The organism is Ideonella livida, from assembly GCF_010499455.1.
In the GTDB taxonomy this organism is placed as follows: Bacteria; Pseudomonadota; Gammaproteobacteria; order Burkholderiales; family Burkholderiaceae_C; genus Ideonella; species Ideonella livida.
Genome location: NZ_JAAGOH010000012.1, coordinates 122,391 through 138,558, shown reverse-complemented (window position 1 = coordinate 138,558; position 16,168 = coordinate 122,391). Strand labels below are relative to the sequence as shown.

The window sequence follows — 16,168 nt, the reverse complement described above, 5'->3', positions numbered from 1 at the left end:
CTTGCGCTACGCCTACATGGACCACTGGCGCGTGGACACGGCCCAGGGCCAGGTCTCGCAGTACAGCTCGGTGGAGCGTTTCGACGCTTTTCTCAAGCAGATCGCCGGCGTGGGTTACGAAGCCATCGAGACCTTCGACTTCCACCTGCCGGTGCTGCGCGACCTGTTCGGCTCGCTGGAGGCGGCGCGTGCCCACATGCAAAGCCGTGGCATCGACCGCGTGCTCAGCCTGTTCCACGCGGTGATGTACGACGCGCGCCAAAGCACGCCGCACGTGCGCGCCACGCACGACCGCATGGCCGGGTACGCCGAACACATCATGAAGAGCAGCGCCGGCCTGGGGGTGCAGAACTTCATCGTCATGCCCGCCGGCCTGTACTTTGACGTGGAGCCGGTCACCGACGACAAGATCCGGGCCTGCGCCGAGCTGTGGAACCGCATCGGAAAAATGACGCTGGAGGGCTACGGCGTCAAGACCTGCTGCCACCACGAGTTCTTCTGCGGCATCCGCAGCGCCGAGCAGCTGCGCAAGTTCTACGACTGGACCGACCCGCGCTACGTCTTCCTGTGCCTGGACACGGCGCAGCACGTGATCGCCGGGGTCGACCCGGTGCAGCTGTTCATCGACCAGCGCGAGCGTGTGGCGGCCTTCCACCTGAAGGACACCCACCACGTGGACGTGAACGGCGACTACCGCCGCAAGCCCGACGCCGAGGTCATGGCCCCCACCACCGACCGCTGGTTCTACGAGATGGGCACCGAGGGCGGCCTGGTGGACTTCCCGGCCCTGTATGGCGCCATGAAGGACACGAACTGGCAAGGCTGGGTCGGCGTCGAGCACGACAAGGCCGACGTGGGCGGCGGCAATTACCCGGAGAGCACGGCCATCGCGGCCTGGTACCTGCGCAACGTGCTGAGGCCGATTCATGACTGATGTGAAGAAGAGCGTCGGCGGGGCCCAGTGGGCCTACGCCATCAACCAATGGAAGGCCGGCTTCACCGGCTTCGCCCGGCTGGAACAGCACGAACGCGCGTTGAAGGTCACCTCCGCCTGCGGCTTCGACGCCATCGAGCTCAGCGCCGGCACTGGCCGCTGGGACCCGATGGGCCGGCCCGAGAACATCGTCATCAACTTCGGCTCGGTCGACCACTTCAAGCTGAAGCTGCGCGAGTGGGGCATCCGCCGCGTGGCCAGCCTGTTCCTCGACCCGCTGCAGATGAGCTTCGAGGAACTGCACCACGGCCTGGACTGCACCGACCGCAGCCACCATGCCCTGTTGCTGCAACAGGCCGAGGTCTTCGCCCGCTTCCTGGCCGAGGTCGGCGGCGACTGCCTGGTTGTGCGTGCCTTGCCGCCCTATGGCAAGCATGGTGGGCTGGACGCTGAGCGCCAGGCCGCTGCCGCCGACTGCTGGAACGCGGTCGGCGCGATGACCGCGGCCCTGGGCGTCAAGACCGTGCTGCACCTGGATGCGCTCTCGGCCCTGCGCAGCCTGGACGAGGTCGAGGCCTGGCTGCAGCAGCTGGACACCACCACCGTGGGCCTGGCGCTGGACACCGCCGAGCTCACCATGGCGGGCCACGATGTGACCGCCTGGTACCGGCGCTTTCAGCCCCGCGTCTGGCACATCCACCTGAAGGATGCGTTGGCCGTGGACAGCGAGGGCGAATACCGCGCCCCCAATGCCGAGCGCGCCCTGCTGCTGGCCGGCGGCCAGCGCGGCGTACAGCGCTGGTTTGGCGAGCTGGGCAGCGGCCTGGTGGACTGGACCGCCTTCATGACGGCCTTGCGTGAGGCCCGCTATGACGGCTGGCTGATCGTCGAGAGCGACAAGGGCCCGGCGCCCCAGGCCGCCGCCATGATGCAGAACGCCTGGACCGTTCGCCATGTGCTGCAGCCGCTGCTGGCCTGACCCTGCAACCCCATTGAGAACACACCATGCAACTGTGCGCCGTCATTGAAGACCTGTACATGTTCAACGAAGCCGGCGACCTGCCGGCGCGCATCCGCGCCGCTGCGGCGGCCGGCCTGAAGCACGTCGAGTTCCACATGTGGAACCAGGTCGATGCCGACGCGGTCGAGGCCGCGCTGAAGGAAACCGGCGTCCACCTGCAAAGCATCACCGTGGGCCCGCGTGTGGGCTGCGTGGACCGCAGCAAGACCGCCTTCATCATCGAGGCCCTGGAGCGCACCATCGCCGCCTGCCAGCGCTGGGGCGCCACCGACATGGTGATCGCCGGCGGCCCGGCGCTCAAGGACGTGTCCGCCGAAGAGCAGCATGCCGCCATGGTGCACAACCTCAAGCACCTGGCCCCGGTGGCCGCGGCGGCCGGCATGCGCCTGCTGCTGGAGCCGCTGAACACCCGCGTGGACCACCCCGGCTTCTTCATGGCTTCGGCCATCGAGGGCCTGGACATCGTCGAAGCGGTCAACCACCCGGCCGTGCGCCTGCTGTACGACGCCTACCACGCCGAGGTGATGGGCGAGGACCACCGCCAGATCCTGCAGCGCGCCCACCTGATCGGCTACGTGCAGGTGGCCGACACCCACGGCCGCCACGAGCCCGGCACCGGCACCATCGACTGGACCACCTGGCTGGCCGACCTGAAGGCCGCCGGCTACAGCGGTGCCATCGGCCTGGAGTACCGCCCCAGCAACGGCACCCTGGCCTCGCTGCAGCGCACGCGCGAGGTCTTCGGCCTGTCGGAGGTGGCGGCGTGAAGCTCATCCCCTGCATCGAGATGCTCTACAAGGCCGAGCATCCCGGGTTCACCGACCGATTCCGCGCGGCCCAGGCCGACGGCTTTGACGCCGTCGACATGTGGCTGTGGCGGGACAAGCCGATGGACGCGGTGGCCGACGCGGTGGCCGAGACCGGCGTGCAGGTGTTCAGCCTGTGCGCCGACCCGCGCGCCAGCCTGGTCAACCCCGCCGAACACGCCGCCGTGCTGGCCGCCGTGCGCGACACCGTGCCGGTGGCCCGCCGTGTGAATGGTCAACTGAAGGGCGCCGGTGCGCCCGCCCGCATCATCCTGGCCTCGGGCTTCGCCATGCCCGGCGTGGCCGAGGCCGAGCAGCGCGCGAACATCGTCGCCGTGCTGCGCGAGGCCGCCCGCATCGCCGCCGATGGCGGTGTGGAACTGCTGCTGGAGCCGGTGCACATGGTCATCGGCGGCCACCTGATGGCGGTGCACCAGGTGCGCCAGGGCCTGGACCTCGTCGAGGCGGTGGACCACCCGGCGCTGCGCCTGCTGGCCGACGTCTACCACGGCGCCGTCAGCGGCGAGACCTTCGCCCAGGCCTTTGCCGACCGCACCGGCCTGGTCGCGCATGTGCAGGTGGCGGACTTTGAAGGCCGCCACGAGCCCGGCACCGGCGCGCTGGACTGGTCCGGCCTGCTGCCCCTGCTGCGCCAGCGCGGCTACACCGGGTCCATCGGCCTGGAGTACCTGCCCACGCTGCCCATTGATCAATCGCTGGCGCTGACGCGCCGCACCCTGGGCCTCTGAGCCCGGGCCACGAATCCGAGAGCCGACATGCACACCGCCGAACACACCGACCTGCAGGCCCAGCTGGCGGCCCTGCAGGCCCGCGTCGCCCGCGCCGAGGCCCGGGGCGAGGTGGAGAACCTGTTCTCCAACTACATGCACCTGCACAACGGCTACGCCGACGAGCAGATCATCGACCTGTGGGTCAAGCCCGGCACGCCCGGCATGCGGGCCCAGTACTCCAACAAGGGCCTGTACACCAACTGGGACAGCATCACCGCCTACCACCGCGGCCGCCCCCAGCCGGTGGGCAAGCTGCTGCTGCACTACAGCACCACGCCGTCGATCCAGGTGGCGGCCGACGGGCAGAGCGCCCGCGGCATCTGGATCGTCGGCGGCGTCGAGTCCGGCCTGACCGACCCGGCGCAGGCGGCCAACGCGCCCGCCTTCCTGTACGAGAAGGACCTGGTCAACGGCCAGAAGGTGTGGGCCCACTGGGTGGCGATGAAGTACGAGATGCACGCCCTGCTGCAGGACGGCGTCTGGAAGATCTGGCGCTTCCGCTGCTTCGAGGTCTTCCGTGCGCCCTATGGCCGCAACTGGATCGACTTTGCCGCCTGCACCGAAGCCGTGCCCGATTTCCAGACCTTCCACGAGAACCTGGCCTACTTCGGCCACGACGGCAAGCCGGTGTGGCTGCCCGACACCGACGCGCCGGCCGAGGACTTCTACCAGGCCTACAGCACCCAAACCGCCCAGGCTGTGGTGCCGCGCCCGCCGGCGCCCTACGCCACCGATCCCGAGACCCCCACCGCCTGAAGAGCCTGACATGACCCAAGACGCATTCGACGCCATCGTCGTTGGCTCCGGCGCCACCGGCGGCATCGCCGCCAAGGAACTCACCGAGCGCGGTCTCAAGGTGCTGGTGCTGGAGGCTGGTGGCCCCCTGCCCGAGGAGAAGTTCGAGCTGGCCGCCAAGGCCCAGTTCGCCGCCATCGGTTCCTGGGCGCGCATCAAGGCCGGCCTGAGCGGCCAGCACAAGCAGGCGCTTACCTCCTTCTACTCGCCCGAGAAGGCCTTTCTGTTCGTCAACGACAACGAGCATCCCTACGAGTCGCCCGAGGACTTCTACCTCTGGCTGCGGGGCAAGCAAGTGGGCGGCCGCTTCCTGGCCTGGGGCCGGGTGGCGCTGCGCATGTCGGACTACACCTTCAAGTTCAAGAGCCATGAAGGCGCCGGCTTTGACTGGCCCATCGGCTATGCCGACCTGGCGCCCTGGTACGAGCGGGTGGAGCGGTTTCTGGGCATCGTGGGCAATGACGATGGCATCGATTACTGTCCGTCCGGTGCCTACGTGCGGCCGGCAGGCCTTTCTCAGGCTGAGCAGAAGTTCAAGGCCGCGGTGGAGGGCCGCTTCAGCGATGCCAAGGTGATGGCCTGGCGCTATGTGCGCAAGGAAGCCACGCCCGCCGACGCCCAGCGCCACCGCACCACCACGCCGCTGCAGGCCGCCGCGGCCACCGGGAACCTGACGCTGCGCGCCCACTCGCCCGTGGAGCGCGTCAACACCGACGCGCGCACCGGCCGCGCCACCGGCGTGACCTACATCGACAAGGCCACCGGCCAGCGCCACGAGGTGCGCGCCAATGTGGTGATGCTCTGCGCCTCCACCATCGAGAGCATCCGCCTGCTGCTCAACTCCAAGGCAGAGCGGCATCCTCACGGGCTGGGCAACAGCTCAGGCCTGGTGGGCCGCTACTTCATGGACCAGATGCTGACGCTGGGCTTTGGCACCGCGCCGGGCTTCAAGGGCGGTGAGCTGGTGGACGGCACCAGCCCGGCCGACAACCATGGCGGCATCTACGTCCCGCGTTTCCGCCAGCTCAAGAAGCCGGGCGAGCTGGGCTATGCCGGCGGCTTCAACCTGCAGGGCATCGTGGGCCGTCCCATGCTGCCGGCGCACCTGGACTCGGTTTTCGGCCTGACCGGTCATGGCGAGATCCTGCCCCATGTGGACAACCGGGTGCAGTTGGCCGCGCGCCGCGACCGGCTGGGCGTGCCCATCCCCTCGGTCAGCGTGCGGCTGCGCGACAACGACCTGAAGCTGTTGCGCGACCAGGTGCAGGTGCAAAAGGAAGTCATGAAGGCCGCCGGCCTGCAAGCCGACTTCCTCATCAGCCCGCTGGGCATCAGTTCCGACGGTCCCTTTATGCCCAGCGCCAAGTGGTATGAGCGCCTGATGTTCCGCCTGGCCTACAAGCGCAGCGTGGCCGTGGGTGGCGCCATCCACGAGTGCGGCGGCGCGCGCATGGGTGACGACCCCAAGACCTCGGTGCTCAACGCACACAACCAGGTTTGGGACGCGCCCAATGTGTTCGTCACCGACAGCAGCTGCTTTGTCACCAATGGCACCTGCGGCCCGACGCTGACCACCATGGCGTTGACCGCCCGGGCCTGCGGCTACATCGCCAGCGAGTACGGTCATTCCCCGGCGCTGAGCGCCTGAAGCTGACGGCGCCCCACCCCTGCGGGGTCGGGCGCCCCCTTGGACAACGACAACGGAGACATCCCATGCAAGCTGCCCGAACTGCCGGCCTGGCCCAGGGCCTGGTCATCGTGGTCATCGGCCTGCTGCCGATGATGGCCATCGTGACCTTGATGCCCATCGTGCCGGCCCTGGTCAAGAACTTTCAGCATGTGCCCGGCATCCAGACCCTGGCGCCGCTGGTGCTGTCCGCACCTGGCCTGTGCGTGGCGCTGTTTTCGCCCTTTGCCGGCGCGCTGACCGACCGCATTGGCCGGCGCCGCCTGCTGCTGATCTTCACCACCCTCTATGGCCTGGGCGGCGTGCTGCCCTTCTTCCTGGACAGCTTTGAGGCCCTGTTCGCCGGCCGGCTGCTGCTGGGGGTAGGCGAGGCCTTCATCCTCACCGTGGGCAACGCGCTGCTGGGCGACTACTTCCAGAAGGAGGAGCGCGCCAAGTGGCTGATGTGGCAAAGCCTGGTGGGCCCGGGCGCGGGCGTGCTGCTCATCACCAGCAGCGGTCACCTCTCCATGATCCAGTGGAACCTGCCCTTCCTGATCTACGGCCTGGCCCTGGTCATGGCGGCCTTCGCCTTCTTCACCGCCTACGAGCCGCCGCGCGCCCAGGCCCCCGGCGTGAACGAGCCCGGCACCGCCACCATCATGGCCTTCCCCAGCGGGCTCATGGTGCGCATCGCCGCCACCACCTTTGTGCTGTCGGCCATCTACTTCGTCTACACCTTGCAGTTCTCGCTGGCCCTGGACCAGATGGGCATCAAGCGGGGCGGTGACCTGGGCCTCTACACCGGCCTGGTCAGCCTGGGTGTGCCGGTGGGCGCGCTGGTCTACAAGCTGCTGTCCAAGCGCAGCGTGGCCACCCAGTTCTCGGCGCTCTTCGCCTTGCTGGGCCTGGGCCTGACGGGCATTGGCCTGGACCAGGGCCTGGGCGTGGCCTTGGTGGCGGCCTTTGTGCAGCAGTTGGGCGCGGGCATGGCCATCCCGGTGCTGGTGGGCTGGAGCCTGCGCGAGTTGCCCGAGCGCTTCCGCGGCCGTGGCATGGGCTGGTGGTGCAGTGCCTTCTTCCTGGGGCAGTTCGTCTCGCCGCTTTATGTCACCTTGGTGCGTGGCTGGGTGGGCGGCAACCTGCTGCATGTCTTCCTGGTGTCCGGCGTGATCTGCTTGGTCATCGCCGTGGGTCAGCAGTGGGTGGGCCGGGGAGGGCCCGCCCGCACCGCGCTGGCCCGGTGAGGCGCCGGGGTCCGGTCCTGATCTCCACCGGATCCCGTCCCCACCCCCGCAGCGCCCGGCCGGTGCCGGCGCCGTCTGGTGCCGGCCGGTGCCGCCTAGGGGGTTCTCCCTCTCTCATCCTGGTGGCCTGAGCCCTGCCGTTGCGCCCTTGCCGGGCGCGGCAGGCCTGTGCTCGCCCCTTTGTTCCTGATGGACCTGCCATGACCGCCCACGTCTATGCCGACCTGCCCTTCGTCCGCTACGAAGGCCCCGACTCCCACAACCCCCTGGCCTTCCGCTGGTACGACGCCCAGCGCGTGGTGCTGGGCAAGACCCTGGCTGAACACCTGCGCCCGGCTGTTTGCTACTGGCACACCTTCTGCTGGGGCGGGCAAGACCCCTTTGCCCTGGGCGATCCGCTGTTCCAGCGCCCCTGGTTCCAGGGCGCGCCGCTGGCCGCGGCCCAGCTCAAGCTGGACAACGCCTTTGACTTCTTCACCCGCCTGGGCCTGCCGTTCTGGTGCTTCCATGACCGCGACGTGGCCCCCGAGGGCGCCACGCTGCGCGAGTCCAACGCCCTGCTGGACGCCGTGCTGGAGCGCGCCGCCCGCAAGATGCAAGACAGCGGCATCCAACTGCTCTGGGGCACGGCCAACCTGTTCAGCCACCCGCGCTACATGAGCGGCGCAGCCACCAACCCCGACCCCGCCGTTTACGCCCATGCCGCCGCGCAGGTCAAGCATGCGCTGGAATGGACGCACCGCCTGGGCGGCGCCAACTATGTGCTGTGGGGCGGCCGCGAAGGTTACGAGACCCTGCTCAACACCGACTTGAAGCGCGAGCTGGACCAGTACGGCCGCTTCCTGGCCGCCGTGGTGGCGCACAAGCACAAGATCGGCTTCACCGGCACGATCCTGATCGAGCCCAAGCCGCAAGAGCCCACCAAGCACCAGTACGACTACGACACCGCCACGGTCTACGGCTTTTTGAAGCGCTATGGCCTGGAGAACGAGGTCAAGGTCAACCTGGAGGTCAACCACGCCACGCTGGCCGGCCACAGTTTTGAGCACGAGGTGGCCACCGCCGCCGCGCTGGGCCTGCTGGGCTCGATTGACGCCAACCGGGGCGACGAGCAACTGGGCTGGGACACCGACCAGTTCCCCCACAACCATGTGCAGCTGGTGCCGGCCATGCTGGAGATCATCCGCGCCGGGGGGCTGGGGCAGGGCGGCATGAACTTCGACGCCAAGGTGCGCCGCCAGAGCCTCGACCCCATCGACCAGCTCGAAGGCCACATCGGCGGGCTGGACACCCTGGCCCGCGCCTTCTTGTGCGCCGCTGAGCTGTACGAGTCCGGCGCGCTGGAGCAGCCGCGTGCGGAGCGCTACGCCGGCTGGCAGGGCGAGCTGGGCCTTGCCATTGAGGCCGGCGCCAGCCTGGACGCCCTGGCCGAGCGGGTGCACGCCCAGGGCGTGGCCCCGCAGCCCCGCTCCGGCCGCCAGGAGCGGCTGGAGAATCTGCTCAACCGCTTCGTCTGATGGCCGGCCACCCGATGATCGACGGCCGCCGGCGCACGCTGGCCTTCACGGTGGTGCTCATCGCTTTCGTGATGGACCTGCTGGACGTCACCATCGTCAACGTGGCCCTGCCGGCCATGGGCCAGGCCCTGGCCGCCGGGCCGGCCCAGGTGGCGTGGACGGTGGCCGGCTACGCCCTGGCCTTTGCGGTGTTGCTCATCGTGGGCGGGCGCCTGGGTGACCTGTACGGCCACCGCACCATGTTCCTGTGGGGCGTGGGCAGCTTCACCCTGGCTTCGCTGGCCTGCGGGCTGGCGCCCACGGCCCCGGCCCTGGTGGCGGCGCGGCTGGCCCAGGGGGCCTGCGCCGCGCTGATGGTGCCGCAGGTGCTCACCCTCATGCAGGCGCTCTATGCCCCGCATGAGCGCATGCGCGCCTTCACCCTGTTCGGCCTGCTGGGCGGGGTGTCGGCCGCCCTGGGGCCGGTGGTGGGCGGCCTGCTGCTGGACGCCGACCCGCTGGGCCTGGGCTGGCGGGTGGTCTTCCTCATCAACCTGCCGGTGGGGGGGCTGGCCATGGTGGGCGCGCTGCGCCTCTTGCCGCCCGACCCGCCCCAGCCCGGCACCTCGCTGGACCTGGCCGGCACCGGCTGGTGCCTGCTGGCCGCCTGCGCCTGGGCCGTGCCGCTGGTGCAGGGGCCGGAGCAGGGCTGGTCGCTGCCGCTGCTGGCCCTGCTGGCCAGCGCGCCGGGCTGGACCTGGGCGCTGTGGCGGCACTGCCAGCGCCTGGCCGCCCGGGGCGGGCAGCCCATCGTGCAGCCCGCGCTGCTGCAGGACCGGGGCTACCGCCTGGGCCTGGGCCTGTCGCTGCTGTGCACGGGGGTGGTGCCGGCGCACCTGTTCGTGCTCACCCTGGCCTGGCAGATGGGGGCCGGCCTGTCGGCCACGCAGATGGCTCTGCTGTGCCTGCCCATCGCCCTGGGCGTGATGGCCAGCGTGAGCTGGCTGGGCCGGCTGGCCTTTGCCCGCCTGGGCGCGCGCTGCATCTTCTGGGGCCTGCTGCTGCAGACCCTGGGGGTGGGGCTGATGGCCGCCGTGGCGGCCGGCATGCTGGGCGCGCCCGTGGCGGCGGTGCAGGGCCTGCCCGGGTGGCTCTCCCAGGCGCTGCTGGGCCTGGGCGTGGGCTTCATCGGCCCGCCGCTGACGGCTGTCACGCTGCAGTCGGTGCCGCGGGCCCAGGCCGGTGGTGCTTCGGGCGCGGTCAATGCCGGGCGGCAGTTTGCCGCCGTGGCGGCCATCGCCCTGGTGGCGGCGCTGCTGCCCCACGGCGGCGCGCCGGCCCTGGGCCCGCACAGCCTGCTGCTGGCCTTGCCCGGCCTGGCCGGCCTGCTGGGGGTGAGCCTGGTGCTGGCCTGGCGCATGCCGGCCCTCAGCCCGGCACCGGCACCGGTGTCGGGGGGCGAAGCGCCGGCGGCGCATTGACCTCGGGGGCCTGGCCCAGCGGCCAGGCCCTTGCGTTCCTACTCCAAAGGACCTCCAACCATGTCCGTTTCTTCTTCAGCCGTCCGCCCGATTCGCTGGGCCATCGTGGGCAGCGGTGGCATCGCCCGCCGCACCGTGGGCGATTTGCGCCTGTGCCCCGAGGCCCGGCTGGTGGCCATTTGCTCGCGCTCGCGCGAGCGGGCCGACGCCTTTGCGGCCGAGCACGGCCTGCCCCTGGCCTTTGACGACTACACCGCGCTGTGCGCCAGCCCCGAGGTGGACGCCGTCTACATCGGCACCCCGCATGCCACCCACTTTGCGCTGGCGCGCCAGGCCCTGGTGGCCGGCAAGCATGTGCTGTGCGAAAAGCCCCTGACCATGACCGCCGACGAGGCCCGCACCCTGGGCCGCCTGGCGGCCGAGCACGGCGTGCTGGTCATGGAGGCCATGTGGATGAAGTTCAGCCCGGCCATGCAGCGTGCGGTCGAGTTGGTCCGTGAGGGGGTCATCGGCCAGCCGCGCTTTTTGCAGGCGGGTCTGGGCTACCCCGTGCCCGCCAACGGCCCGGCGCGTTTCTGGGACCCGGCGCTGGGCGGCGGCGCCCTGTACGACATGGGCGTGTACCTGCTGACCCTGGCGCAAATGTTCTTGGGCGAACCCGAGGAGGTGCGCGTCACCGGCCAGATGCGCCCGGACGGCGTGGACCTGGCCGAGGCCATCACCCTGCGCTACGCCGGCGGCGCCATGGCCCAGCTGGCCACCTCCATCATCGGCTGGATGCCGCCGCGCGGCTGGCTGGGCGGAGACGGCGGCGCCATCGACTTCCAGGAGCCGCTGTTCTCGCCCGGCGGCCTGAAGGTCTCCACGGGCCGGCCGCCCGCCCCGCCCCAGGTGCAGCAGCTGGACTTCCCGCGCGAGGGGGCCGGCTACGCGCCCATGTTCCGTGCCGCCCACCAGGCCATCCGCGCCGGGCAGACCGAGCACCCGCAGCACCCGGTGGCGGCCACTGCGGCCGTGCTGGACCTGATGCAACGCGTGCAGGCGCTGATGGCCGTCGAGCGTGATGCGGGTGCCAGCGCCGGCTTGGGCGCCGGCTCCGCCCCCGGCGCAGAGGCCAGCCCCCCCGGAGCCCGGCCATGAGCGCCCGCACCGACGACGTGACCCTGGGCCTGGACCTGGGCACCTCAGGCGTGAAGGCGGTGGCCCTGCAGGCCGACGGCACGCTGTTGGCCCAAGCGCATGCGGCACTGACCGTCTCGCGCCCGGCCCCCCTGTGGAGTGAGCAAGACCCGGCCGACTGGTGGGCCGCGACCGACGCCGCGGTGAACGCCCTGCGCGCGCAGCTGGCGCCGGCCGCCTGGGCCCGGGTGCGCGCCTTGGCGGTGGCCGGCCAGATGCACGGCGCCGTGCTGTTGGACGCGCAGGACCAGACGTTGCGCCCGGCCATCCTCTGGAACGACGGCCGCGCCCAGGCCCAGTGCGCAGAGCTGGAAGTGCGCGCCCCGAACAGCCGCGAGGACACCGGCAACGTGGCCATGGCCGGCTTCACCGCCCCCAAGCTGCTGTGGGTGGCAGCGCACGAACCTGCTGTGTTCGAGCGCCTGGACCGGGTGCTGCTGCCCAAAGACTGGCTGGTGCTGCAGCTCACCGGCGTGGCCAGCAGCGAGCCCAGCGATGCGGCGGGCACCCTGTGGCTGGACCTGGCCAGGCGCGACTGGTCGGATGAACAGCTCAAGGCCACCGGCTTGCAGCGGCGCCACATGCCCGTACTGCATGAAAGCGCCCAGGTCGTCGGCCATTTGCTGCCGCAGTGGGCACGGGCCTGGGGCCTGTCACCGGCGGTCCATGTGGCCGCAGGCGCGGGCGACAACGCCGCCGCCGCCTTGGGCCTGGGGGTGCTGCATCCCGGGCAGGGCCTGGTGTCGCTGGGCACCTCGGGCGTGATCTTCTTGCCCACCGCGCAGCCCCAGCCGCACCCGGCGCGCGGCGTGCATGCCTTCTGCCACGCCCGGCCGCACACCTGGCACCAGATGGCGGTGCACCTCAACGCCGCCAGCGTGCTGGCCTGGTGGGCGGAGGTGTGTGGCCAGCCCGTGGCCGCCCTGCTGGCCGAGTTGGATGCCGCCGCCCTGGACCCGGCGGCCGAGCTGCCGCTGTGCCTGCCCTACCTCAGCGGCGAGCGCACGCCCCATGCCGACCCGGCGGCCAGCGGTGCCTTCCTGGGCTTGCGCGCCAGCCATGGCCGCGCTGACATGACCCAGGCGGTGCTGGAAGGCGTGGCCTTTGCCCTGGCCGACGGCCTGGACGCACTGCGTGAGGCTGGCGCCCGCCCCGAGGCCCTGCTGGCCACCGGCGGCGGCGCCCGGTCTGGGCGCTGGCTGCAGGTGCTGGCCGACGTGCTGGACCTGCCGCTGCAGCGCCCGCTGGCCGCCGAAGTGGGGCCGGCCCTGGGCGCGGCCCGCCTGGCGCTGTGCAGCCTGGGCCACGCCGAGGCCGCGGTGATGGCCCCGCCCGCCATCGAGCAGGTGTTCGAGCCCCGCCCGGCGGCCGCGCGCGCGCCGCTGCTGGCGCGGCGGGCGCGCTTTCAGGCGGCCTGGGCGCCGCTGCGCGCCCTGGGCTGAAGCCGTGTAAGGTGCCGGGGCATGAGCCCTGGCAGCCGTCACGCGTCCCGTTCGCCCAGCCGCACCGGCCCACCCGGGCAGCCGGTGGCCCGCGCCGACCTGCTGCCCGCCTTCAGCGCCTGCCTGCTGCGTCTGCATGAACTGGCCCGCCATGGCCAGCCGGCGCAGTGGCTGCAGGTGGCGCTGCAGGAGTTTCACGGCCTGCTGCCCTTCACCAGCGCCTGGTGGGGCGAGAACAGTGGCGCTGTGGGCCCACAGCCCGCGCACAACTGGCAGCACGGCAGCCTGGGCCTGCCCCCCAGCTTTGCCGACGAGTGGAACGCGCTCAGCAGCGTGGACAGCTTTGGCCAGGGCTCCATGGCGCGCCTGGGCCAGGTTTGCCGGGACAGCGGTGATGCCGACGACCCGCCGGCGGTGGCCGCCTTTGTGCGCCGGCACGGCCTGCACCACGCCATGGCGGTCACGCTGGAGCTGCCGGTCAGTGGCCTGATGTTTTTCGTCTCGCTGTACCGCCCGGCCGGCCAGCCCGCCTTCAGCGACGACGAGGCACTGCTCTTTGGCCTGTACCTGCAGCACCTGCGCCAGCACTGGAGCGACGTGGTGCAGGACACCCTGCGCCAGAGCCTGGTGGGCGATGCCCGGCAGATGGCCCTGTGCCAGCCCGATGGCCGCCTGCTCTACCTGGGCGCCGACCTGGCCCGCGCCCTGCAGCAGGCCCATCCGGGCTGGCGCGGCACCCAGCTGCCGGCGGCGCTGCTGGCGCGGCTGACGGGCGGTGGCAGTGCCTTACGGCTGGGGCGCCAGAGCCTGGCCGTCTCGGCCTGCGGCGAGCTGCTGGCCCTGCACCTGGGCCGGCCCGGCGGGCCCGGTCAGGACCTTTCGCCCCGCGAGCGCGAGGCCGCGCTGCTCTATGCCAGCGGCGTCACCTACAAGGCCATCGCCCGCCAGCTGGGCCTGAGCCCGGCCACGGTGCGCACCTACCTGCGCACCGTCTACAGCAGCCTGGGCGTGCGCCACAAGGTGGAGCTGGCCCAGGCCCTGGGCTTGAGCCATCGCTGACCTGGGCGACTTCGGCGCACGCCCTTACCGGCACCTTGGCCGGCACCTTCATGGGCTCGGGCCAACCCTGTCCCTCTGCATCTGCAGGGGGCGGCGCGGCTTCACCCTTCTTTACGCTGGCTGGGCCTGCAGAGGGCAGGTGCAGAGACGGAGAAGGACGATGAACAAGAACACCATGGCCAGACCCCCACGGCGCGCCGGACGCTGGGCGGCGGGCGGGCTGGGGGCGGGCGTGGCCTTGGCGGTGCTGGCGGTGCTGGGCGCCTGCAGCGGCGGCCCTGAGGATGCCGACCTGGTGCTGCGCAACGGTTACGTCTACACCGTGGACGCCACCGACAGCGTGCAGCAGGCCGTGGCCGTGAAGGACGGACGCATCGTCTACGTGGGCACCGACGCTGGCGCCGAGGCCCATGTGGGCCGTGGCACCCGGGTCATGGACCTGGGCGGGCGCATGCTCATGCCCGGCTTTGTGGACGCCCACCTGCACAGCCTGGCCGGCGGCCGCGCGCTGCTGCTGTGCGACCTGAAATACGCCTCGCTCACCCGGGCGCAGATGCAGGTCGCCATCCAGGCCTGCCTGGACGGCAGTGCCAGCAAAGAGCCCGACGCCTGGCTGGAGGTGGTGAACTGGTCGCGCCAGGGCACCCAGGCCGTGGACGCCGACCCCGACAAGACCGTGCTGGATGCGCTGACCACGCGGCGGCCTATCCTGGTGCGCTCGTCAGACTTCCACACCGCCCTGGTCAACAGCCGGGCGCTGGCCCTGGCCGGCATCACCCGCGACACGCCGGACCCGGCGGGCGGCGCCTTTGCCCACAACAGCGCGGGTGAACCCAACGGCATCTGTGAAGACGCCGCCAGCTGGCAGGTGGCCGCCTTCATCCCGCCCGACAGCGACACCGACAAGCTGGCCCAGGGCCGTGCCGCGCTGTTGGCGCTGCGCACCCAGGGCGTTACCACCTTCATGGATGCAGCCTCCGGCGCCGACCATGGCGTGGTGTTCACCACCCTGCAGAAGGCCGGTGAGCTGACGGCCCGCGCCTTCTTCGCGGTGCAGATCAGCCCTGACGAGGCGGCGGCCGACCCCGCCGCCGCCGTGGCCGAGGTGCAGGCCCTGGCCACCCGCTTTGACCAGGGCACGCCGCAGGTGCGGCCCACCGTGCGCTTCCGGCACGCCAAGCTGTTTGTCGATGGGGTGGTCAACGCCCCGGCCGATACCGGCGCACTGCTGACGCCGTACTTCACCAACGTCGGCACGGCCGAGGCCCCGCACTGGGTGGCCGGCGAGAACCTGGGCAACCTGTACTTCCCGGCCGAGGTGCTCAACCCGGTGCTCCGACAAGCCGCTCAAGCCAGCCTGGATGTGCACATGCATGCCACCGGTGACCGTGCGGTGCGCACTGCCCTGGACGGCGTGGCCCAGGTGCGCACTGCCTTGCCCGGCGTGGACTGGCGCCCGGCCATCGCCCACAACGAGACCGTGGACCCGGCCGACGACGCCCGTTTCGGGGCGCTGGACGTGACGGCCACCTTCTCCTTCCAGTGGGCCCAGCGCGCGCCCTACTCGGTGGGGGAGACCGAGCACCACCTGGGCCCCACCCGCTTTGCGCGCATGGAGCCCTCGGGCCACCTGCACCAGGCCGGCGCCCGCGTGGCCTTTGGCAGCGACTGGCCCATCGACCCCTTCGACCAGCTCCTGGCGCTGAAGATCGGTGTCACCCGCGCGGGCGACCCTGAAAGCCCCAACGGTTTTGGCCCCGACTTTGCCGGCCCCATCAACAACGCCCCCGGCCTGAGCCGTGCCGCCGTGCTGCGCGCCATCACCCTGAACGCCGCCCACCAGCTGCGCATGGAACGGCAGGTGGGCAGCATCGCCGTGGGCAAGTTCGCCGACTTCATCGTCCTTGACAAGAACTTCATGCAAGTGCCCGAGGAGGAGCTGGCGCGCAACCAGGTGCTGCTGACCGTGGTGGGCGGGCAGGCGGTGCACGCCCTGGCACCCTTCACCGCGCTGGCACCGGCCTCGGCCGCGGCCCTGCAGCCCCTGTCCGACGGCCTGCCGACGCGGCGCCACGCCCTGGCCGCCACCGCGGCGCCCCAGCCCACGGTCTTCCTGCAGCACGGCCGCCGGGTGGACCTGCGCGCCTCCACCGGGCATGCGGTGGTGCACCGGCCCGGCCAGGTGCATGGTGACGGGCACAACCACTGATGAGCCTGGGGCCCGGGGCCCAGGCTTGTGCTTCAGTCTGCG

Annotated in this window: 13 protein-coding genes; all 13 read left to right on the top strand. The window is 71.2% G+C overall.

Annotation, left to right across the window (positions count from 1 at the left end):
• Position 1: 1 nt before the first annotated feature.
• The 13 genes from G3A44_RS11830 to G3A44_RS11770 all read left to right on the top strand — a co-directional run bounded on the left by G3A44_RS11830 (position 2) and on the right by G3A44_RS11770 (position 16,126).
• Positions 2–934, top strand: a complete 933-nt coding sequence (locus G3A44_RS11830) for a sugar phosphate isomerase/epimerase family protein (protein WP_239061829.1) — start codon at positions 2–4, stop codon at positions 932–934.
• Positions 927–1,913, top strand: a complete 987-nt coding sequence (locus G3A44_RS11825) for a sugar phosphate isomerase/epimerase family protein (protein WP_163457724.1) — start codon at positions 927–929, stop codon at positions 1,911–1,913. Before G3A44_RS11830 ends, G3A44_RS11825 begins: the two co-directional genes overlap by 8 nt.
• Before the next feature lie 26 nt (positions 1,914–1,939).
• Complete coding sequence (locus tag G3A44_RS11820; RefSeq protein ID WP_163457723.1) at positions 1,940–2,722, top strand: TIM barrel protein; 783 nt, start codon at positions 1,940–1,942, stop codon at positions 2,720–2,722.
• Positions 2,719–3,510 carry a TIM barrel protein gene (locus G3A44_RS11815; protein WP_163457722.1) on the top strand — a complete coding sequence of 264 codons (792 nt, stop codon included), beginning with the start codon at positions 2,719–2,721 and terminating at the stop codon, positions 3,508–3,510. The genes G3A44_RS11820 and G3A44_RS11815 overlap by 4 nt, the downstream gene beginning before the upstream one ends.
• 27 nt (positions 3,511–3,537) lie before the next feature.
• Positions 3,538–4,308, top strand: a complete 771-nt coding sequence (locus G3A44_RS11810; RefSeq protein WP_163457721.1) for a nuclear transport factor 2 family protein — start codon at positions 3,538–3,540, stop codon at positions 4,306–4,308.
• 10 nt (positions 4,309–4,318) lie between these two features.
• Positions 4,319–5,995 carry a GMC family oxidoreductase gene (locus G3A44_RS11805; RefSeq protein WP_163457720.1) on the top strand — a complete coding sequence of 559 codons (1,677 nt, stop codon included), beginning with the start codon at positions 4,319–4,321 and terminating at the stop codon, positions 5,993–5,995.
• A 65-nt stretch (positions 5,996–6,060) separates the two neighbouring features.
• Positions 6,061–7,260, top strand: a complete 1,200-nt coding sequence (locus G3A44_RS11800; RefSeq protein WP_163457719.1) for an MFS transporter — start codon at positions 6,061–6,063, stop codon at positions 7,258–7,260.
• A 200-nt stretch (positions 7,261–7,460) separates the two neighbouring features.
• Positions 7,461–8,777 carry a xylose isomerase gene (xylA, locus tag G3A44_RS11795; protein WP_163457718.1) on the top strand — a complete coding sequence of 439 codons (1,317 nt, stop codon included), beginning with the start codon at positions 7,461–7,463 and terminating at the stop codon, positions 8,775–8,777.
• Complete coding sequence (locus G3A44_RS11790; RefSeq protein WP_163457717.1) at positions 8,777–10,237, top strand: MFS transporter; 1,461 nt, start codon at positions 8,777–8,779, stop codon at positions 10,235–10,237. The genes xylA and G3A44_RS11790 overlap by 1 nt, the downstream gene beginning before the upstream one ends.
• A gap of 60 nt (positions 10,238–10,297) precedes the next feature.
• Complete coding sequence (locus G3A44_RS11785; RefSeq protein ID WP_163457716.1) at positions 10,298–11,377, top strand: Gfo/Idh/MocA family protein; 1,080 nt, start codon at positions 10,298–10,300, stop codon at positions 11,375–11,377.
• Positions 11,374–12,858, top strand: a complete 1,485-nt coding sequence (gene xylB, locus G3A44_RS11780; protein ID WP_203561379.1) for a xylulokinase — start codon at positions 11,374–11,376, stop codon at positions 12,856–12,858. The genes G3A44_RS11785 and xylB overlap by 4 nt, the downstream gene beginning before the upstream one ends.
• A gap of 21 nt (positions 12,859–12,879) precedes the next feature.
• The gene (locus G3A44_RS11775; protein ID WP_163457715.1) at positions 12,880–13,917 is read left to right on the top strand and encodes a helix-turn-helix transcriptional regulator; all 1,038 of its coding nucleotides are present in this window, start codon (positions 12,880–12,882) and stop codon (positions 13,915–13,917) included.
• Between the two features lie 160 nt (positions 13,918–14,077).
• Positions 14,078–16,126, top strand: coding sequence for an amidohydrolase (locus G3A44_RS11770; protein WP_239061828.1), 2,049 nt, complete (start codon positions 14,078–14,080; stop codon positions 16,124–16,126).
• Positions 16,127–16,168 lie beyond the last annotated feature (42 nt).

Coding starts and splice junctions, on each gene's coding strand:
- G3A44_RS11825 (WP_163457724.1), top strand. CDS start 927: ATGACTGATGTGAAGAAGAGCGTCGGCGGGGCCCAGTGGGCCTACGCC.
- G3A44_RS11820 (WP_163457723.1), top strand. CDS start 1,940: ATGCAACTGTGCGCCGTCATTGAAGACCTGTACATGTTCAACGAAGCC.
- G3A44_RS11810 (WP_163457721.1), top strand. CDS start 3,538: ATGCACACCGCCGAACACACCGACCTGCAGGCCCAGCTGGCGGCCCTG.
- G3A44_RS11805 (WP_163457720.1), top strand. CDS start 4,319: ATGACCCAAGACGCATTCGACGCCATCGTCGTTGGCTCCGGCGCCACC.
- G3A44_RS11800 (WP_163457719.1), top strand. CDS start 6,061: ATGCAAGCTGCCCGAACTGCCGGCCTGGCCCAGGGCCTGGTCATCGTG.
- xylA (WP_163457718.1), top strand. CDS start 7,461: ATGACCGCCCACGTCTATGCCGACCTGCCCTTCGTCCGCTACGAAGGC.
- G3A44_RS11790 (WP_163457717.1), top strand. CDS start 8,777: ATGGCCGGCCACCCGATGATCGACGGCCGCCGGCGCACGCTGGCCTTC.
- G3A44_RS11785 (WP_163457716.1), top strand. CDS start 10,298: ATGTCCGTTTCTTCTTCAGCCGTCCGCCCGATTCGCTGGGCCATCGTG.
- xylB (WP_203561379.1), top strand. CDS start 11,374: ATGAGCGCCCGCACCGACGACGTGACCCTGGGCCTGGACCTGGGCACC.
- G3A44_RS11775 (WP_163457715.1), top strand. CDS start 12,880: ATGAGCCCTGGCAGCCGTCACGCGTCCCGTTCGCCCAGCCGCACCGGC.
- G3A44_RS11770 (WP_239061828.1), top strand. CDS start 14,078: ATGAACAAGAACACCATGGCCAGACCCCCACGGCGCGCCGGACGCTGG.